This window comes from Paraburkholderia sp. CI3, assembly GCF_050436505.1.
GTDB lineage: Bacteria > Pseudomonadota > Gammaproteobacteria > Burkholderiales > Burkholderiaceae > Paraburkholderia > Paraburkholderia tuberum.
Genome location: NZ_JBNDMI010000003.1, coordinates 1,362,599 through 1,382,233 on the forward strand (window position 1 = coordinate 1,362,599; position 19,635 = coordinate 1,382,233).

The following is a 19,635-nucleotide window of genomic DNA, read 5'->3' on the forward strand; positions in this document are numbered from 1 at the left end:
ACTTCTCTCACGGAAAATCCCCGGTCCGATTTGGCGTGCTTCGAGAGAATCGGCTGGCCGTGCGCGCACATGATCGTGAGAGCCGCACAGCGAGGCTTGATGGACGTTGAAGTTATTCGCAGCGCAACCGCTCGACCGTGCGCTAGACCACGCAATGCGATATTGCCGATACGGCCCGTCAGGCGGCGTTCAACGGCGTTCCGCCCGCCAAATCCGCTACTCCATATTCTTCAGACAGGAAGTTAATAACTATCGCGCTCAATGCAATCGGATCAGCAAAAAGAAAATCAGCCTTTGGTTTTATCGGACAAATATGGACCATTTACACATCATTCGTTTTATTCATGTGGCCATTCGCACATAAAAATAAAAATAGGAAAGACCGAATGAGAGCAATCCAATAGACAACGCAATGAAAATCACCGAAACGCGCGTGCGAAACATTACGCGTCGTCGGGCAATGCGCGTGCGTCGCGAAAATCGCTGTCGCGATGTGCGCTACCTCGCACAGTCGTCGAACGTGTGCCTCGGTCGCACGCGATCACGAGCCACGCCCATATGCAAAGTGTCGTGGCACAACCACCAGCGCGTCGGATAACCAACACATCAGCGCGCACGCTTTTCCCGGAGCATTCCCACCATCTTCGGCGGTACCGCCGCGTATCGTCGTTGCCCTGCCCGCAAAAGCCTGTCCCCGCGAGCCACCGCGCGGGATCGCCCACGAACGCGGGTAAACCTTTGTTTGACTTCGACGCGTCGCCCCGTTTACTGCACGCAGCCGAACCTCTCAATCCGCTTTCATTCACCGCCCGCATTTTTGTTTGGTCTGCGGAGCAGTGTTCTGCGAGCGCCTTCCCCTCTTCGACGAGGTACAACATGGTTACTATCTCCGGCAGTGCGGTCGACGAATTCAAATCCGGACTTCGCGGTCAGCTTCTGCTGCCCGACACGCCGGGCTTCGACACGGCGCGCAGCATCTGGAACGCAATGATCGACCGTTCTCCCGCGATGATCCTGCGCTGCGAGGGTGTTGCCGACGTGCGCCGCGGCGTCGCCTTCGCGCGTGACAACGGCCTGCCGCTCGCAATTCGCGGCGGCGGCCACAACATCGGCGGTAGCGCTGTGTGCGAAGACGGCCTCGTGCTCGATCTGTCCACGATGAAATCGGTGCGCATCGACCCGCAAGCGCGGCGCGCCTATGTCGAACCGGGCGCGACGCTGCACGATCTCGATCACGAAGCGCAGGCATTCGGACTCGCGACGCCGCTCGGTATCAACTCGACGACCGGCGTCGCGGGTCTGACGCTCGGCGGCGGCTTCGGCTGGTTGAGCCGCCGCTACGGCATGACGATCGACAACCTCGTCGCGGCCGACATCGTCACCGCGGACGGTGAATTGCGCCGCCTGAGCGCCACTTCGCACGACGATCTGTTCTGGGCGATTCGCGGCGGCGGCGGCAATTTCGGCGTCGTTACGCTATTCGAGTTCGCGCTGCATGAGGTCGGCCCGCTCGTGTATGGCGGCCTCGTCGTGCTGCCGCTCGCCGACGCGAAGGAAGCGCTGATCAAATACCGCGATGCCGTGCCCGCGATGCCCGACGAGCTGGCCGTCTGGGCCGTCGCGCGGCTCGCGCCACCGCTGCCGTTTCTGCCGCCCGACGTGCACGGCCAACCCGTGCTCGTGTTCGCGATCTGCTACAACGGGCCGGTCGAAAAAGGCCCAGCCGCGGTGGAAGCCGTGCGCGGCTTCGGCAAGCCGCTCGGCGAACATCTCGGTCCGATGACTTATGAAGTTTGGCAACAGGCCTTCGATCCGCTGCTCACGCCGGGCGCGCGCAACTACTGGAAGTCGCACAACCTCGCCACCATCGACGATGGACTGATCGACGCGCTGATCCGCGCGATCGACACACTGCCGTCCGCGCAATGCGAAATTTTCTTCGGGTTGATCGGCGCGCAAACGCAGCGCGTGGCGGTCGACGCGACCGCTTACCCAAGTCGCGAGACGCAATACGCGATGAACGTGCACGGCCGCTGGGACGATGCGCGCGACGACGAGCGCTGTGTCAAATGGGCGCGAGACTTTTTCGACGCGTCGCGCCCCTTTGCGCTAGGCAGCGTGTACGTCAACTTCATGACGCAGGAGGAAGGCGGCCGTATCGCGGATGCCTATGGGCCCAACTATGAGCGGCTCGTCGCCGTGAAGAACCGCTACGATCCGCGCAACCTGTTCCGCCATAACCAGAACATTCGCCCAACGGCGTAGCGACGACGCGTGACGGAAAGCGGCGTAAAAACCCGAACTGCAAGGGCCGCGCCGCTCTCGCGCAAGGCGGCGCGGCCCTTGGGCACGCTACCTGCTATTTGAGCGGTGGACGTCCGCGATGCGAACGTCGCGGCACGCTGCCGCCTGGCTGCGATGACCGCGCGCACGGAACCTCCAGCGTGCATATGAGAACAAAGCAAAGCAGGCGACTCGCCGCACTCTTCCAAAACGTACAACACGCGTGAGAAACGCAAAGGAAAACCGTCATGCGCAGACGACAATTCATCATGACCGGCAGCGCTGCATTGGCCGTCGCAGGCCTGAGCCTCACCGGTTGCACGACGACTTCGCCGTCCTCGAACGAATCGCCGTCCGCCAACGCCGGCAAGCGCGACACGATCAACGCCGGCGTCGACTCGACGCTCGCGCGTCTCTACGAAAACGTCGACGGTGCGCGTGAGCTCGTCGCGAAAGCGCGCGGCGTGCTGGTGTTTCCATCGGTGATCTCGGCCGGCTTCTGGGTCGGCGGACAGTATGGTGAAGGGGCGATGCGCATCGGCGGCCGCACGGTCGGCTACTACAGCACGGTCGCGGGCTCGTTCGGGTTGCAGATCGGCGCACAGTCGAAGGCGCTCGTGTTTCTGTTCATGACGCAGGAAGCGCTCGACGAATTCATGCATAGCCAGGGCTGGGCCGTCGGTGCGAACGCGACCGTCGCCGTGCTGAAAGTCGGCGCGAACGGCGCGGTCGATTCGTCGACCGCGACGAGCCCGGTGCAGGCTTTCGTGCTGACCAACGGCGGCTTGATGGCCGGCGTGTCGCTCGAGGGCACGAAGGTGTCGCGGCTGATTATCTGAGTATCTGAGCGGGGCTTTCCCTCTTGCGGATTTGTGGCGCGAGCGCACCGCGCGATTGCACGACAGATCCGCGCCGCGCGTTCGGGCCATAGCGTTCCCGCCCGCTTCGCCAGCGCCGTTCATCGCGCTACGCTAGAATCCACGCCTTTCGTAGACCGTCCGCGCCTTGCGGACGCAATCCTTCGCGCAGCCGCGCGTTGCCACGCCAGTCCAGCGCAGCCCATACAAGCCTCAGCATTGCGCACGCGCGCCACCTCGTAGAACATGAACACCGCTAGTCCCGCTTCCGGTCGGCCCGCCTGGCTGTCCGGCATTCGCAGCAACGTGCTCGCAGGCTTGACCTCGTCGTTCGCGCTGGTGCCCGAATGCATCGCCTTTGCGCTCGTCGCCCGTCTGAATCCGTTGATGGGTCTGTACGGCGCATTCTTTATCTGCACCGTCACCGCGCTATTTGGCGGACGTCCCGGCATGATTTCGGGCGCGGCGGGCTCGATGGCCGTCGTGATCGTCGCGCTCGTCGTCGAGCACGGCGCGCAGTATCTGCTTGCGACCGTGATCCTGAGCGGCCTCCTGATGATGCTGTTCGGCATATTGCGGCTCGGCAAACTGATCCGCATGGTCCCGCATCCGGTCATGCTCGGCTTCGTCAACGGACTCGCGATCGTCATCGCGACTGCGCAGCTCGCTCACTTCAAAACGGTCACGCCGCACGGCGAAGTCTGGCTGCACGGCAGCGCGCTCGCGACGATGTGCGCGCTGGTCGCGCTGACGATGGCGATCGTCTATCTGCTGCCGCGACTTACGCGAGCCGTGCCACCGGCGCTCGTGGCCATTCTCGGCGTCGGCCTTTTCACGCAGCTGCTGCATCTGCCGACGCGCACGCTCGGCGACATGGCGCATGTCGCCGGCAATCTGCCGACGCTGCATCTGCCCGACGTGCCGCTCGATCTCGAGACGCTTCGCATCATCCTGCCGTACGCCGTGCTGATCGCGATCGTCGGTCTGCTCGAAACGCTGCTGACGTTCAACCTGACCGACGAAATCACCGAAACGCGCGGTCAGCCGAATCGCGAATGCGTCGCGCTCGGCGCGGCGAACCTCGCATCGGGGCTGTTCGGCGGCATGGGCGGTTGCGCGATGATCGGCCAGACCATGATCAACCTGAATTCGGGGGGACGCTCGCGGCTGTCGGGAATCGTCAGCGGCGTGATGATCCTGCTGTACATCCTGTTCCTGTCGCCGCTGATCGAGCGAATTCCGCTCGCGGCGCTGGTGGGCGTGATGTTCGTGGTCGCGCAGCAAACCTTCGCGTGGGGATCGCTGCGCGTGCTCGGCAAGGTGCCGCGCAACGACGCGCTCGTGATCGTCGCGGTCACGGTCATCACGGTGTTTGCCGATCTCGCGATCGCGGTGATGTGCGGCATCGTGATCGCCGCGCTCAACTTCGCGTGGCAGCACGCGCGCGAAATTCACACGCATGCCGAGGATCGAGCGGGCCATAAGACCTATGTGCCGCGCGGCACGCTGTTTTTCGCGTCGACGACGCGCTTTCACGAGCTGTTCGATCCGGCGCGCGACCCGGCGAGCGTGACCGTCGATTGCAGTCACCTGCTGCTCGCCGATCATTCGGCGCTCGCCGCGTTGCAGGGTCTGGCCGAGCGCTATCGCAAGGCAGGCAAGCAATTGCGCATGAAGAATCTGTCGGAGCGCAACCGCCAATTGTTGAGCCGCGCGGGGATCGGCTTGGCGTGAGACACGCACCGCGTTGCGAGCCCGCGTACGGTGAATTCTCGCGCGCGTCGACAACGCGGCCTGGTACTTTAGCGCTGCTCGGGCAACCGGAACACCGCGATCGCCGCCGACAACTGCCCGGTCTGCGTCTTCAGCACATCGGCCGCCGCGCTCGCCTCCTCGACGAGCGCCGCATTCTGCTGCGTCGTCTGATCCATGCTCGCGACCGCGATGTTGACCTGCTCGATGCCCGAGGTCTGCTCGGCCGACGCCGCGCTGATCTCGCCCATGATGTCGTTGACACGACGTACCGCCTGCACGACTTCCTGCATCGTGTCACCCGCGCGTCCGACGTGCTCCGAACCGCCCGCGATCTGCGCGGCCGATTCCTCGATCAGCGCCTTGATCTCCTTCGCGGCCGCCGCGCTGCGTTGCGCGAGCGTGCGCACTTCGCCCGCGACCACCGCGAAACCGCGGCCCTCCTCGCCCGCGCGCGCCGCCTCGACGGCCGCGTTCAACGCGAGAATATTGGTTTGGAACGCAATCCCTTCGATCACGCCGATGATGTCGCCGATCCGGTGCGACGACTGTGAAATCCCGCGCATCGTGTCGATCACCTGACCGACCACCGCGCCGCCGCGCGCCGCGGTCTCCGACGCGTTGTGCGAGAGCTGGCTCGCCTGCTTCGCGTTGTCGGCGTTCTGACGCACGGTCGCGGTGATCTGCTCCATGCTCGACGCGGTCTCGCCGAGCGCGGCCGCCTGCTGCTCGGTGCGGCGCGACAGGTCCGAATTGCCCGCGGCGATCTCGTTCGATACCGACGAAATCAGCGTCGCGCCGCCGCGAATCTGCTCGATCGCCTGCGCGAGACGCTGCTGCATCCGTTTCATCGCGGCGAGCAGGCTCGTGCTGTCGCCGGCCTTCGCGTCGACGACCACGTCGAGGTCGCCGTCCGCGATACGCGATGCGATCTGCAGCGCGTACGCCGGTTCGCCGCCAAGCTGACGCAGAATGCTGCGCAGAATCACGCCGATCACCAGCGACACGAGCGCGCAAAGCACCAGCGCCGCGATCACGTATTGCACGAGGGTGCGGTAGAACACGCCGTCGATGTCGTCCGTGAAGACGCCGGTGACGATGGTCCAGTCCCACGGCTTGTAAAGCCGCATGTAGTTGATCTTCGGCGCAAGCTTGTCGGTGCCGGGCTTCGGGAACTGCAGATGAACGAAGGCCTCGCCTTCGCGCTGCGTTTGCTCGGAACCTTCCTTGAACACGTGGCGCCCGTCCGGATCGGTGACGTTGGTCATGTCCTTGCCGACGAGGTCGGCGCGCGTGGCATGCATCAGCACGTGCGCCTGGCTGTCTTCGAGCACGAGATAGCCGCCGGCACCGTCGTAGCGCATTGCGCGCAGGTCGTCCATCGCGGCGCGCTGCGCATCGGCGAGCGGCATCGTGCCGGCCGCGACGAGCGCGTTGTAGCGATCGAGCACGCTGTACGCGATGCTGACCACGTTTTTCAGCTCGCCCTCGCGATCGGCGATCATCGTGTCTCGTGTCTTGAACGCCCCCCACAGGCCGATCGCCAGAATGCCCATGCACATCACCGCGAGCGCGAGCCACAGCCGCACTTTCAGGCGAAACCGTTCCATCTTCCGTATCCCTTGTCGTGGTCGGCGGCTGTCCACGCGAACGGACGCCGCAAACGTTTCATGTCGTTGTCGGGATTAACGGCGCGACGGAAGAAAACTTCAGTGCGGCTTCAAGGTTGCGGGTTTCCGTCCGCAGGCAGCGTCAGCGCGGCCACCTCGCAGCGCGGCCATTGCCGCAGCACGTCGGACGACATAAGCAGCTTGGCCGCGCGCACGCCGGCGCCCATCACGATCTGCGCACGCTCCATCACGGCGGCGTCGACGAGGATGCGCCAGTCGGCCGGCAGACCGAACGCGGTAATTCCGCCGAACTCCATCTGGCTATGCTCGACCGCCGCCTCGCGCTTCGCGAATGACAGCCGCTGTGCGCCGAGCGCGGCCTTCACCGCGCCGTTGATGTCGAGCCGCCGCGAGCCGAGCGACACGAGCGCCGCATAGTGCTCGCCACCCTCTTTCCTGTAGCGGATCACGATCGTGTTCGCGCAGTCTTCGAGACCGAAGCCGTAGCGAGCGCTGAATGCGGCGGTGTCGGAGGCGTCGTCGGTGACGGCGAACACCGTGATCCCGCGCGCCGGCAATTGTTCGATGACGTGCGCGGGCAGATGCGCGCTCCACTGGTCGCGCTCGATGACGTCCAGTTGCTGTACGAGTTCGTGCGAATGCATGATGAGCGGAAAGGTGACATTAACCCGCTGCATTCTAGCGGTACGCGCGGGCGGCCGCGAAACGGGCCGCAAAACAGGCCATGAACGCAGGCCATGCAGCGCGCCGCTTAACTTGTATAGTGACGGGCACGAGGTTTGCGAAAGGCAATGAAGCAAACACCCTGAAGGCGCCCTCACGATTCAGACACGATCATGGACATCGACACGCTCTCTCGCGAGAACCTCCAGCAGGCCGCGCGTCATCAGGCCAATTGGGCGATGGGCGCACTGCGGCAGTTCGCGGAGAACCGCTGTCCTGCGTTGGCGGCGAGCATCGCGTTCTATGCGGCGTTTTCGCTCGCGCCGACGCTCGTGATGGTGATCGCGGTGGCCGGCTGGTTCTTCGGCCCGGCGGCCGCGCGCGGCGAGCTGTTCGGCCACATCAACGGGCTGATCGGCGACCAGGCCGCGGCCGGCGTGCAGACGATCGTCGAGAACGCGCATCACGCGGGCGCCAAAGGCGGCATCGCGACGATCATCTCGTTCTCGCTGCTGGCGATCGGCGCGTCGGCGACGTTCTCGTCGCTGAACAGCGCGCTCAATATAGTGTGGCCGTACAGCGGGCCGCGCACTTCCAGCTGGCTCGCGCTGGTGCGGGTGCGACTGATTTCGTTCGGGCTCGTGCTCGGCGTCGCGTTCCTGCTGATCGTGTCGCTGGTGCTCGATACGGTGATCGTCTTTATCGGCAACTGGCTGTGGGGCGACTCGCCGTATGTCGTGATCGGCAATCTGCTGCAGCTCGGCGTCGGGCTGTTCGTGCTGATCTTCGCGTTCGCCGGACTGCTCAAGTTTCTGCCCGACGCTCGGGTGCTGTGGCGCGATGCGGTGGTGGGCGGCATCGTCGCGGCCGTGTTGTTCACGGCTGGCAAGAAGCTGTTCGCGCTGTATCTCGCGCATGCGGGAATGGCCAGCGCGTTCGGCGCGGCCGGCTCGCTCGCGGTGCTGCTGATGTGGCTGTACTTCTCGGCGCTGGTGCTGCTGCTCGGCGCGGAGTTCTCGGCGGCGCGCGGCCGGCTGCACGATCCGCGTGGCGGCTGGGGCATGCAGGGCGAGTCGCCGCCGGGCAGCCGCGCGAAGCTCGCGTCGGTACTGGCGGCATCGACCGTCGCGGCAAATGCCGCGCCGTCTGCTCCCGCTGCTGTGGGTGTTGCCAGCCAAACGGCTACGCCGCTGCCCGCGGGAATCAACGCGGCGGCGCAAAGGCGCTCCGCGCATGAGACCGCGGTGGACGTTACGCGCAAGGTGCTCGACGCCGAAGCGCAAGCCACCCGTTTCGCGGCGTCCGCCCTCGTCGAAGCGCGCCGCCAGGCGACGGCCGCCGACCGCTACGTGCGACGCAACCCGTGGACCTCGGTGCTGCTCGCGGCCGCCGCGGGGCTCACGGCCGCGGCCATGGCGCGCCGTGGCGCCGACCGGCGCTGAAGCGGGCGCTTCTCACCACGCTACCGTCCATACCCTTATAGATGCACGTGTTGCGCCGTCAATCCAGTCGATTGCGCCTGGACACACAACGCGCCCCTTCTGTCCAGCCTGTCTAGTCCTTTCGTCAGCCGTCTCTTTCATGATTTCACTACAAAGACGAGTGGACGTGTAGACGACTAGATTACATTTAGCATGCAAATCGATGCTCATAGTGCGTTCATTCACCCAGCCACTATCAACAATTCAACAATAATGCACATCAGACCAATAAATGTTGCGCAAATGGAAACAATCGTTGAGAGCTTTAAATACAAGGGTTTGCATCGATTGTCAGTTTTTGGCGACACTCTTTTTTTTCCGTTTCTACCCCACCGAGCCGGTGAGCTATTCTGCTTTCCGCAACAACGAACAATCATCTGCGTGGAGAAATGGATGAAACGAATCGCACTGTCTACCCTCTCGCTGGCGCTCCTCGGCGTCGCCGGTATCGCTCACGCGCAAAGCAGCGTGACCCTGTATGGCGTGCTGGATGAATCGGTCCAGTACGTGAACAACGCTACGCCCCACGGCGGTAGCCTCGTACAAATGTTTGGCGGCAACCTGCAAGGTAACCGTTTCGGCCTGAAGGGCACGGAAGACCTCGGCGGCGGCCTGAAGGCAATTTTCCAGTTGGAAAACGGCTTTGACATCAACACCGGCAAGCTCGGTCAAGGCGGCCTGATGTTCGGTCGTCAGGCTTACGTCGGTCTGACGGGCGACTCTTGGGGCACCTTCACAGCTGGTCGTCAATACGACCCGCTGGTCGACATGATCCAGCCGCTGACGGGCGACAACTACTTCGGCAGCACGTTCGCTACGCCGGGTGACGTCGACAACAACGACAACAGCTTCCGCGTGAACAACTCGCTGAAGTATGTGTCGCCGGTGTGGTCGGGCTTCCAGTTCGAAGGCATGTACGCTCTGGGCGGCGTCGCAGGCGCGACGGGTTCGGGTCAAACGTGGGCCGGCGCAGCAACGTACGCAACGGGTCCGTTCAGCCTCGCGGGTGGCTACCTGAGGACTGACAACGCAAGCACCAACCTTCCTGTCCGCACGGGCTGGAACAGCACGACGGTCCCCGGCGCTACGTTCGACACGAACTTCCCGGACAACGCAGGCATCAACCAGGCTTACACCACGGCGAAGTCGATCAGTATCGCTTCGGCAGCTGCTCAGTACGTGACGGGCCCGTTGACGGCTAACCTGTCGTACAGCAACGCGCGCTACAAGCCGGACGCACAATCGGCGTTCACGTCGACGCAGATCTTCAACGTCGGCCGCGTGTACGTCGGCTACCAGATCACGCCGGCAGCCCTGCTGGGTATCGGCTACGCGTACACCCGCGGTACGGGCGACGCGAAGGCAACGTACAACCAGGTTTCGCTGGGCGGCGACTACTCGCTGTCGAAGCGCACCGACGTGTACACGGTCGCCGCATGGCAGCATGCAAGCGGCCAACAGCGTGATCCGGCTACGGGCGCACTCGTTTCGTCCACGGCTTCGATCGGTTCGTATGGCAACCAGTCGAGCACCAACAACCAGGTCATGGTCAGCCTCGGTATCCGTCACAAGTTCTAATCGGACTTCGAATCGGACCTGCTACGCAGCTGACGAGCTGCGTAGCCAGAGACCAGAAACCAGCCAGAGGCGATGCCGATGGCTGGTTTTTTTTCGTCCTGAGGTTTTGGTGCGGGCCCGAGCGAGCCTGACGCGCGCTCCGAACCCAACGCAGCTAGCGCCGCTGCGCCTTGCCCTTGTCGGCCTGCGCGAGAATCTGCGCGGGCGACACATCCTGCTCATGCTCGACGCCATCGGCGCCGACCGGCGCGCGATATAGCACCAGCGCCCGCTCCGACTGCGGCGACGGCGCATCCAGCGACTGCTGCCAGTCCGGATCGGGAATCTCGGCGAACACCTGGCGCAGACGCTCGCCCCACGTGCGGTGAAGCATGTCGAAGTACGCGTTGTCGCGATCGATCGACACGAACCGCGTGACGCGCAGCGCATCCTTCTCGTACACGAGCAGATCGAGCGGCAAGCCCACTGACAGGTTCGAGCGCAGCGTCGAGTCCATCGAGATCAGCGCGGACTTCGCGGCCTCGTCGAGCGGTGTGGACGGCGTCAGAACCCGGTCGATGATCGGCTTGCCATACTTCGCCTCGCCGATCTGGAAATACGGATTCACGGCCGACGCCTCGATGAAATTGCCCGCCGCGTAGATCATGAAAAGGCGCATCCGGTTGCCCGCGATCTGGCCGCCGAGAATGAAGCTGCAATTGAAGTCGACACCGAATTTCTGCATCGCCTCGGCCTCGCGCTCATGCACGCGACGCACCGCGCTGCCGACCACGCGCGCGGCGTCCGCCATGGTCGGCACGCTCCACAGCGTGGGCTCGCTGGCATCGGCGGGCTCGGACAGCTCGTGCAGCACCGCTTGCGTGATCGACAGATTGCCGGCGCCGAGCAGCACCAGCATGCGTTCGCCGGGTTGCTCGAACACCGACATCTTGCGCGCGGTACTGATGTGATCGACGCCCGCATTGGTACGCGTGTCGGACAAAAATACGAGGCCGTCGTTGACGGCCATCGCTACGCAGTAAGTCATAAGGAATCCGCGGAAGGCCAAGGAACGGGGCTATTGTAATGCGGCGCACAGGCGCCTTTTATCCGTGTTTACGGCCTTTTTTGCAGCCTTTTTTTGCAGCCTTTTGGCAGCTGATTCCGAACACGTGGCAGGCATGTTAAATGCCGTCGCGCGCGTTGGCGTTGTAACGCGGCTACTGCGACATCTGCGCGCTGACCGCCACCGCCACGTGAAGCTCCTCTTCGAGTCCGCCGATGCGTCGGCCGCGCACCGGTGCCGCGGCCTCATAGTCACGGGCGACCGCGAGCCGGCAGTAGATCTCGCTGGCAAACCCGGCATGCGTGACGTCGATCGAAATCCACCCTTTGCCTTCGAGCCATACGTCGACCCACGCGTGACTCGCGCCATGCGGCACGTCGCCGGGTTCGATATATCCGCTCACGTACCGCGCCGGCACGCCGCGCGCGCGGCAGCACGCGAGCATCAGATGCGCATGGTCCTGACACACGCCGTTGCCGAGCGCGAGCGCCTCGGCGGCCGTGCTCGTAACCTCGGTCACGCCGGGCCGGTACTGCACGCGCTGCACGATCTGCTCGGACAGCGTGAGCAGGCTTGCCGGGCTCGCCAGATTCGCCACCGACTCCGCCAGTTCGCGGATCGCGCCGTCGGCGTCGGTCAGACGCGTCGCGCAGGTGAAATGCTCGAGCGGAATCGGGCCGGGCGGATCACCCAGCACGCCGTCGACGAGCGGCATCGTGTCCACCTCGCCCGACACGCGCAGATGAATCTCGTCGTGCGGCTTGTTCATGACGAGCGTGTGCAGCACGTTGCCGTAGGCGTCGAGCGTCGCGTCGAGCTTGCCCGGCGCGTCGATGTTCCAGCGCCGCACGGTCTGTCCGGCGCCGCTCGCGGGCGTCAGGCGCAACTGCTGGATCGAATAGTGAACCGTCGCTTCGTAGCGGTAAGAGGTGTCGTGGCGGATCGTCAGGTACATGAGAAAACTCCGTCAGGCCACTGGCAGCATCAGATAAGTACGCGCCACCAGATTGCCCAGATCGAACACGCGAGCAAGGAACTGCGTCAGATAGGCGTGCAGACCGCTTTCGAAAATCTGCCGGATGTCGGCATACAACAGCTCGGCGCGCAGCTTGCCGGCGAAGCGCTCGCACTGGTTCGAGCCCGATGTGCGCAGCATCGCGAGATTGCTGCACACGCCGTCGAGCGAGGCGAGCAGCGAGCGCGGCATCTGCTGATTGAGGATCATCAGCTCGACGACGCGCGCGGGCGTCACGACGTCGCGATATACCCTGCGGTAGATCTCGAGCGCCGACACCGAACTCAGGATCGAGGTCCAGTAATAGAAGTCCTCGAGCTGGCGCGCCGCGTCGCGTGAATTCGGCTCGACGTTCGCGAAACGCACATCGAGAATCCGCGCGGTGTTGTCGGCGCGCTCCAGATACGTGCCTAGCTGCGTGAAGAAGAACGCGTCGTCCTGCAGCGCGGTGCCGATCGTCACGCCGCGCGACAGATGCGAGCGGAACTTGACCCACTCGAACAACGAGCCCGGATTACTCGCGGCCTGCCCGCTCGCGAGCCGCTCGTTGAATTCGAGCCACGTGTCGTTGATGGTTTCCCACCACTCGGTCGTCAGCGTGCCGCGCACCGCGCGGGCGTTTTCACGCGCGGCCTGCAGGCACGAATGAATGCTCGACGGATTACTTGCGTCGGCGACCATGAAGTCGAGCATGTGGTCGCGCGTCGGTTCGTCGTAGCGCTGCGCGAAGGCGCTTTCGAGCTCGGAGATGCGCAGCACCGAGCGCTGCGCGCGAGCCTCCTGTTCGGCCGTCTGCGGCAGCAGTTGCGCCTTCAGGTTGATGTCGAGCATGCGGGCGGTGTTCTCCGCACGCTCCATATAGCGGGCCATCCAGAAGAGGTGATCGGCGGTTCGGCTAAGCATGACGACGTTCCATGTCTGTGATCTGAACGCGCGAGGCCTTCGTCAGCGACGAAGGTCCGCGCTGGTTATCCGTTGAGCGCCAGCGCGCATCAGGTTGCGAGTGTCGCGCCCTGCTCTGCTCTGTTGCGAGCGAGGCGAAAAGCGCGGCGGCAACCGCGTCAGTCGACCATCCAGGTGTCCTTGGTCCCGCCTCCCTGCGATGAATTGACGACGAGCGAGCCCTCCTGCAACGCGACCCGCGTGAGGCCACCCGCCACCATCGTGGTGGTCTTGCCCGACAGCACGAACGGCCGCAGGTCGATATGGCGCGGCGCGATGCCCGATTCGACGAAAGTCGGACACGCGGACAGCGCCAGCGTGGGCTGTGCGATATAACCGGCCGGACGCGCGATCAGCCGCTCGCGGAAGGCCTCGACTTCGGCCTTCGTCGAGGCGGGGCCGACCAGCATCCCGTAGCCGCCCGCGCCGTGCACTTCCTTGACCACCAGCTCCGGCAGATGCGCGAGCGTATAGGCGAGATCCTCGGGCTTACGGCACTGATAGGTCGGTACGTTGTTCAGAATCGGCTTTTCACCAAGATAAAACGCGATCATGTCGGGCACGTACGGGTAGATCGATTTGTCGTCGGCGATGCCGGTGCCCATCGCGTTCGCGAGCGCGACGCGGCCGGCGCGATAGGCGGTGAGCAGACCCGGTACGCCGAGCGCGGAGTCGGGGCGAAATGCAAGCGGATCGAGAAAATCGTCGTCGACGCGCCGGTAGATCACGTCGACGCGCTTCGGTCCTTGCGTGGTGCGCATGAACACGTAGTTGTCGTCGACGAACAGATCCTTGCCTTCGACGAGCTCGACGCCCATCTGCTGCGCGAGGAACGTATGCTCGAAATACGCGGAGTTGTACATGCCCGGCGTCAGCACGACGACGACCGGATCGTCGACGCCCGCGGGCGCGACCGAGCGCAGCGTATCGAGCAGCAGGTCGGGATAATGCGCGACCGGTGCGATGCGGTTCTGCACGAACAGTTCGGGGAAGAGCCGCATCATCATCTTGCGGTTTTCGAGCATGTACGACACGCCCGACGGCACACGCAGATTGTCTTCGAGTACGTAGAATTCGCCTTCATCGCCGGCGCGCACCACGTCGACGCCCGCGATATGCGCGTAAACACCGAGCGGCACGTCGACGCCCTGCATCTCGGGACGATACTGCGCGTTGGTATAGACCTGGTCGGCCGGCACGATGCCCGCGCGCACGATGTTGCGATCGTGATAGACGTCGTGGATAAACAGATTGAGAGCCTGCACGCGCTGTCGCAAACCCGCTTCGAGCGTCTGCCATTCGCCGCGCGGGATGATGCGCGGAATCAGATCGAAGGGAATCAGCCGCTCGGTGCCTGACAGGTCGCCGTTTACTGCGAACGTGATGCCGACGCGCCGGAACAGCAGGTCCGCTTCCGCGCGCTTGCGTGCGATCGCTTCATCGCCCTGACTGTCCAACCATCGCTCAAAGCGCGCGTAATGCGGCCGTACGCCATCGGCGTGATGGCGCATCTCGTCATAGCATCGCATGTCAGCCCCGTCTTGTTGTCAAATAGAAGGCGAATGCGCTGCGCATTCGGTATTCGATCTTCGATCAAGCAAGCGTTATGCCATTGAATGTGTCGGGATAGAGCGCGTTGCCGTGCCCCCTAACGGCGCATCCGCAGGGCGTCGGATTGCCTTGATCGTACTGTCGTGGATCATGATGCGCCAGTCAGGTGCGTGTGCGCCATCAGGGAGCACACTATGAGAGGCGCGCTTGCCGTTTCGCCATTGGACTCGACGCGCACTACGAAGCGAGCGCATAAAAAAGTCCCCGTGAATCTTCATCCACGGGGACTTCGATCACCTGCATGCAGGCGCTTTTTCACGCACTCAAACGTCAGGCATGGTTAAACACACCAGCGCCATGCCGACGTCTGAGTCGTGCGAGCAACGCGTTCAGGCTGCCGCTGCGTCCTTCAACTTCTTCAGCGCGCGTGTCTTGATGCGCACGCTGGCCGGCTTGGCCGGGAACCAGCGCTCTTCACCCGTGAACGGGTCCTTGCCGAAGCGCTTCTTCTTCGCCGGCACAGCCTGCACGACGATCTTCAGCAGACCCGACAGCGTGAATTCGCCAGCGCCCTTCTTGTGCACCGTGCCGAGGATCGTGTCTTCGAGCGCGGCCAGCACGGCCTTGGCGGTCTTCGGTTCCACTGCAGCGCGTTCAGCGATGTGAGCTGCCAACGAGGCCTTCGTGAAGGTGTCCTTGATCGGCGACGGTGCGCCAGACGCCTTCACGGCGACCTTCTTGGCTGCGACGGCTTTCTTCGCAGGAACTTTCTTTGCAGCAACCTTCTTGGTCGGTACCGGGGCAGCAGCCTTCTTGGCCACCTTTTTTGCGGAAGTCGGCATGTTTCTCCTACCTGTTGTGGTCAGTGAATTGCTCGAAGCGCACACCGTATGTGCACGCTTCAACGCCGGATTCTACAAGCGCTAAAGCGATTTGCGCGACTCTTTTATGTATTGCGATGAAGTTTTTTGCGCGGCGCCGACGGTGCAACACGTTTTAGTCCCTGTTTTAGCGCCTAAAACGTGCGTGGCGAGCTCTTTGACATGCAGGAGTAACGCTCGTTACAGTTCGTTTCGGCCGTGGTTTCGAGGCGGTTGCGTGGGGACGAGCCGGTGTTTTCGCCCCTTGAAACAGGGCATTTTCTTCGTTTGACGCGTCAAGCAACGCACCCCCCAACGTTTCGACGATGCCCACGCCTCGCTTGCGGCGAGCTCCGTTTCAGCGTGCGATGCGCTGCAGGATGTCGGCGAGCGTCGCCAGCGCCGTGTCGATATGTTCGGCCGCGATGCTGCCATAGCCGAAGATCAACCCAGGCTGCGGTGTCACGCGATGGTGAAATGGCGCGAGTCCATAGAGGCCGATCGACGCTTCACGCGCGGCGGCAACGAGCACCTCTTCGCCGAGCGACGCCAACGGCCCCTTGAGCCGCGCCGCCAGATGGATGCCGGCGCTCGGCACGATCGGCTCGAACCAGCGCGCGAGACCGCCTTGCAGATGCTCGAGCAGCATCGCGCGGCGGGCCGCGTAAGCCATGTGCATACGCCGCAGATGACGCGCGAAGTCGCCATTGAGCATGAACGACGCGAGCGCCGTTTGCGTCAGCGTGCAGCCGTGACAATCGGCGATCTGCCGCGCCTTCAGCAGCGGGCCGTGCAACGACGCGGGCGGCACCAGGTAGCCGATCCACAGCTCGGGGAAGAGCCGGATACGGTATGGGACGCGGTGGAGCCGCATTTCAGCGAGCAGGAAATCAGCGACCTGACGCTGCTGATCGTTGCGATCAACGGCTGGAACCGCATTGCGGTCTCGTTCAGGAAGATGCCGGAGTAAGCGGCGGCGCGTCTTCGCGGAGCTTCAGAAGATCACGGAGACCGCCACCGCGAGCCATATCGCGGTCACGCCCGCGAGAAACAGATGCCGCGCGATACGCACGCGTGAGTCGCTGTTCTCCGGCTCGACGGGACTCGTCGCCATCCATGGCACGAGGCCCAGGCACGCGAAGCCGGCCAGCGCGAGCACAAAGACCACGACGTCGGCCTTGTGCCAGGCAGTCGGCTCATACATACCCCAGTAGCCGAGAAACACGATGCCGATCGAGAACACGGTCGCGGAAGCGGCGCTGAGCGCGGGCACCGATCCAGTTGGAGCCGGCATGCTTGACCTCCGATCGTCAGGTTGCGGCGGCGCTCGCGTGCGTCGCGCCATCCGCCCGATCCGCGTTCGCGTCGGCCGCGGCGAGCCGTCAGGAAGTGCGGGTTTGGCGAGCTTCGTACGTCTTCAGATGACTATAGGCGATGCGCAGCAGCGACACGCCGTGTTCGCCCTTTTGCGCGTCGCCGCCGCGCGAGATCAGGTCGCCGAGGATATGATCCGCCTCGGTGTGCGAGCGATTTTCGACGTCGCGCAGCATCGACGCGGTCAGCGGCGACGGCGTCAGCAGCACCTGGGTGGCGCGCACGTCGAAGTCCGCGGCCATCGTGAAGCCGTTGTGCTCGGCCGCCGCGCGGCATTCGCCGAGCAGATTCTCAATCACGCGCTTGCCGTCCGGCGCAGCCAGGATATCGCCGACCGAACCGCGCATCAAGCACGTACTCGCGGCCAAGGTGGCGAGGAACACCCATTTTTCCCACATGCGCAGCAGGATGTTGTCGCTGATTGCGACGTCGAAGTTCGCCCCGGACATTGCATCGGCAATCGCCTCGGTGCGCTCCGAGGTGCCGCCCACGAGTTCGCCGAACGTGATCGCGTGCATGTCGTTCAGATGCACGATGTGCTGCTCGGCATCGAGCGTCGCGGCGATCACGCACTGACCGCCGAGCACGCGCTCCTTGCCGAAGCTCGCGGTCAGCACGTCGATATGGCGCATGCCGTTGAGCATCGGTAGGATCAGCGTGTCTTCGCCGACGAACGGCGTGAACGAATCGATCGCGTCGTCGAGACTGTAGGCCTTGCAGCTCAGCAGCACGAGGTCGAACGGCTCGGCGGCGACACCGGCCAGTATCGTCTTCACGTCGGGCAACTGGAGATTGCCGCGCGGGCTGTTGATGACGAGGCCGTCGCTCCGTAGCTTTTCCGCGCGACCGGCGCGTACGAGGAAGGTCACGTCCTGCCCGGCCGCGGCCAGACGTCCGCCGAAATAACCGCCTACCGCGCCCGCTCCTACTACCAGAATTCGCATCTTGAGCCTCTTGAAAGATTTCGATTTGCCGATCGTGCGCGTCGCTGGCGGACGCATCTTCATGGTGCCGCGTATTCGGTGCTTGTGCAGGAATGTAGCAAAGATTGGGGGATCCGTTCCGGGAGTGTTGCAAGCAGGCGGGTGGTGTCGGCCAGATGGTGCGTGCGAGGCACGATTGCGAAACGCTTGATCGGACTTCAACCCTCCCATACGCTTTCATGTCGCTGCCGTCACTGCGCCGCCACCGTTTCCCCCTGCTCCCACCCGCCCCCCAGCGACCGGTACAGCGCGATCGCCGAAAGCGCGTGCTCGCGACGGGCCTGGTTGAGCGACTCCGAGTCGCGCAGATACGCTTCCTGCGCGTCGAGCACATCGAGGAAGCTCGACGCACCGCCCTTATACAGCTCGGTCGACAAACGCAGCGCGTGATTCGACGCATCGAGCGCACCGGCCAGGCGCTGCACCTGCACCGCGCCGCTGACGAGATCGCTGCGATTGTCCTCGACTTCCTTCAGCGCCTGCAACATCGTCTGTTGCAAGCCGAGCTGCGATTCGCGCATGCGGCTCTCGCTCGCGTCGATGTTCGCCGTGATGCGCCCGGCGTTGAAGATCGGGCTCGTCGCATTCAACGCAGCGCTGAACAGATTGTCGGTCAGCGTCGGCAAGCCAAGGTACGACGATGCGAGCAGCCCATTCGTCAGGTTGATCTTGAACTGCGGATAGCGCTGCGCCTTCGATACCCCCACTTCCGCCGCACGCTGTTCGACGAGCGCATAGGCGGTGCGCACGTCGGGTCGATGCAGCAACGCGTCGGACGGCAACACCTGCGGCGCGCTTTGCGCAGGCACCGGAATCTCGCGCGCGTTGGAAAGCAGCAGCGTATCGAGGCTTTCCGGCGTACGCCCCGAATACACGGCGATCAGACTCAGTTGATGCTGCACCGCCGATTGCATGCGCGGAATCTGCGCCTGCAAGTCCTGCAACTGATTCTGCGCGCGGGCGACGTCGAGCTGCGTCGACAGGCCGTAATGCAGACGCTCCTGCGTGAGCTTCAGCGCGCGGCTGCGAATCTGCTCGTTGTCGTCGAGGATCTGCAATTGCGCCTGCGCCCAGCGTAGATCGATATACGCAGCCGCCGTGTTCGCGGCGAGCGCGAGCCGCAACTGGTTCAGCGCCGCAACGCTACCCGACACCTGCGCCTGCGAGGCGAGCACCGCGAGACGTTCGCCGCCGAACACGTCCGGCGTCCAGCTCGCGGCGAGGCCGAAGCCGGCCTGGCGCACGTAGCCGAGTGGCGGCGGCGTGTTCTGCCGCTCGGTCGATGCGCCCGCGTTCGCATTCAGCTCCGGCAGCAGCGCCGCGCGATTCTGCGTCACCAGGTCCTGCGACTGCTTCACGCGTTCGGCCGCGGCCTGCACGTCGAGGTTGCCGGTCAACACCGATTCGATCAGCTGATGCATCACCGGGTCGCCGAATTGCGCCCACCAGGCATCGGTGTTCACGCTGTCTTGCGGCGCGTCGACGCTCCACGCGGCCGGCGCGAGCGTCTGCACCGTATGCGGCAAATCCGCGTGCGTCGCGGGTTGCACCGCGCAGGCCGCGAGCGTCAGGAACGCCGCGCTCGCCAGTAACTTCATCACGATTCGTTTCATGTTGGTC

The 19,635-nt window shown here is 64.0% G+C and carries 16 protein-coding genes and 1 pseudogene; 5 read left to right on the forward strand and 12 right to left on the reverse strand.

The features are described from left to right. Positions 1-178 precede the first annotated feature (178 nt). On the reverse strand, positions 179-322 hold the full coding sequence (locus OKW29_RS14920; RefSeq protein ID WP_429291591.1) for a hypothetical protein: 144 nt from the start codon (positions 320-322) through the stop codon (positions 179-181). A gap of 554 nt (positions 323-876) precedes the next feature. On the opposite strand from OKW29_RS14920, the gene OKW29_RS14925 reads away from it, so the two are divergent. The 3 genes from OKW29_RS14925 (at position 877) to OKW29_RS14935 (ending at position 4,874) form a co-directional block, all read left to right on the forward strand. Then, positions 877-2,265 (forward strand): FAD-binding oxidoreductase, encoded by a 1,389-nt coding sequence (locus OKW29_RS14925; protein WP_429291592.1) that lies wholly within the window; start codon positions 877-879, stop codon positions 2,263-2,265. Positions 2,266-2,531: 266 nt separating this feature from the next. Continuing rightward, complete coding sequence (locus OKW29_RS14930) at positions 2,532-3,122, forward strand: BPSL1445 family SYLF domain-containing lipoprotein (protein WP_429291593.1); 591 nt, start codon at positions 2,532-2,534, stop codon at positions 3,120-3,122. Positions 3,123-3,386: 264 nt separating this feature from the next. Then, positions 3,387-4,874, forward strand: coding sequence for a SulP family inorganic anion transporter (locus OKW29_RS14935; RefSeq protein WP_429291594.1), 1,488 nt, complete (start codon positions 3,387-3,389; stop codon positions 4,872-4,874). A gap of 68 nt (positions 4,875-4,942) precedes the next feature. Here the strand turns inward: OKW29_RS14935 and OKW29_RS14940 are convergent, their stop codons facing one another. Together OKW29_RS14940 and OKW29_RS14945 are read right to left on the reverse strand one after the other, a co-directional pair. Further along, the gene (locus OKW29_RS14940) at positions 4,943-6,502 is read right to left on the reverse strand and encodes a methyl-accepting chemotaxis protein (RefSeq protein ID WP_429291595.1); all 1,560 of its coding nucleotides are present in this window, start codon (positions 6,500-6,502) and stop codon (positions 4,943-4,945) included. 110 nt (positions 6,503-6,612) lie between these two features. Continuing rightward, a complete protein-coding gene (locus OKW29_RS14945) occupies positions 6,613-7,167 on the reverse strand; it encodes a YbaK/EbsC family protein (RefSeq protein WP_429291596.1) in 555 nt (184 codons plus the stop codon). 192 nt (positions 7,168-7,359) lie between these two features. Here OKW29_RS14945 and OKW29_RS14950 point away from each other — a divergent pair, with 192 nt between their 5' ends. Then, positions 7,360-8,628 carry a YhjD/YihY/BrkB family envelope integrity protein gene (locus OKW29_RS14950; protein ID WP_429291597.1) on the forward strand — a complete coding sequence of 423 codons (1,269 nt, stop codon included), beginning with the start codon at positions 7,360-7,362 and terminating at the stop codon, positions 8,626-8,628. A gap of 432 nt (positions 8,629-9,060) precedes the next feature. Next, positions 9,061-10,245 carry a porin gene (locus OKW29_RS14955; protein WP_429291598.1) on the forward strand — a complete coding sequence of 395 codons (1,185 nt, stop codon included), beginning with the start codon at positions 9,061-9,063 and terminating at the stop codon, positions 10,243-10,245. Positions 10,246-10,399: 154 nt separating this feature from the next. Here the strand turns inward: OKW29_RS14955 and OKW29_RS14960 are convergent, their stop codons facing one another. The 9 genes and pseudogenes from OKW29_RS14960 to OKW29_RS15000 all read right to left on the reverse strand — a co-directional run bounded on the left by OKW29_RS14960 (position 10,400) and on the right by OKW29_RS15000 (position 19,628). After that, positions 10,400-11,272, reverse strand: a complete 873-nt coding sequence (locus tag OKW29_RS14960; protein ID WP_184025193.1) for a proteasome-type protease — start codon at positions 11,270-11,272, stop codon at positions 10,400-10,402. 172 nt (positions 11,273-11,444) lie between these two features. Beyond that, positions 11,445-12,245, reverse strand: coding sequence for a transglutaminase family protein (locus OKW29_RS14965; RefSeq protein ID WP_429291599.1), 801 nt, complete (start codon positions 12,243-12,245; stop codon positions 11,445-11,447). Between the two features lie 12 nt (positions 12,246-12,257). Then, positions 12,258-13,208, reverse strand: a complete 951-nt coding sequence (locus OKW29_RS14970) for an alpha-E domain-containing protein (RefSeq protein ID WP_429291600.1) — start codon at positions 13,206-13,208, stop codon at positions 12,258-12,260. Between the two features lie 158 nt (positions 13,209-13,366). Continuing rightward, positions 13,367-14,776: a circularly permuted type 2 ATP-grasp protein gene (locus tag OKW29_RS14975; protein WP_187631537.1), complete on the reverse strand. Its 1,410-nt coding sequence runs from the start codon at positions 14,774-14,776 to the stop codon at positions 13,367-13,369. 411 nt (positions 14,777-15,187) lie between these two features. Continuing rightward, positions 15,188-15,640: an HU family DNA-binding protein gene (locus tag OKW29_RS14980; protein ID WP_090807144.1), complete on the reverse strand. Its 453-nt coding sequence runs from the start codon at positions 15,638-15,640 to the stop codon at positions 15,188-15,190. A 376-nt stretch (positions 15,641-16,016) separates the two neighbouring features. Beyond that, positions 16,017-16,499: pseudogene (locus tag OKW29_RS14985) on the reverse strand (PLP-dependent aminotransferase family protein); the annotation flags it as partial. Positions 16,500-16,652: 153 nt separating this feature from the next. Further along, complete coding sequence (locus OKW29_RS14990; protein WP_184063128.1) at positions 16,653-16,952, reverse strand: hypothetical protein; 300 nt, start codon at positions 16,950-16,952, stop codon at positions 16,653-16,655. Positions 16,953-17,040: 88 nt separating this feature from the next. Then, entirely contained in the window at positions 17,041-17,976 is a 936-nt protein-coding gene (gene panE, locus OKW29_RS14995; protein ID WP_184025167.1) for a 2-dehydropantoate 2-reductase, read from the reverse strand. A 230-nt stretch (positions 17,977-18,206) separates the two neighbouring features. After that, on the reverse strand, positions 18,207-19,628 hold the full coding sequence (locus OKW29_RS15000; RefSeq protein ID WP_184063515.1) for an efflux transporter outer membrane subunit: 1,422 nt from the start codon (positions 19,626-19,628) through the stop codon (positions 18,207-18,209). Positions 19,629-19,635 lie beyond the last annotated feature (7 nt).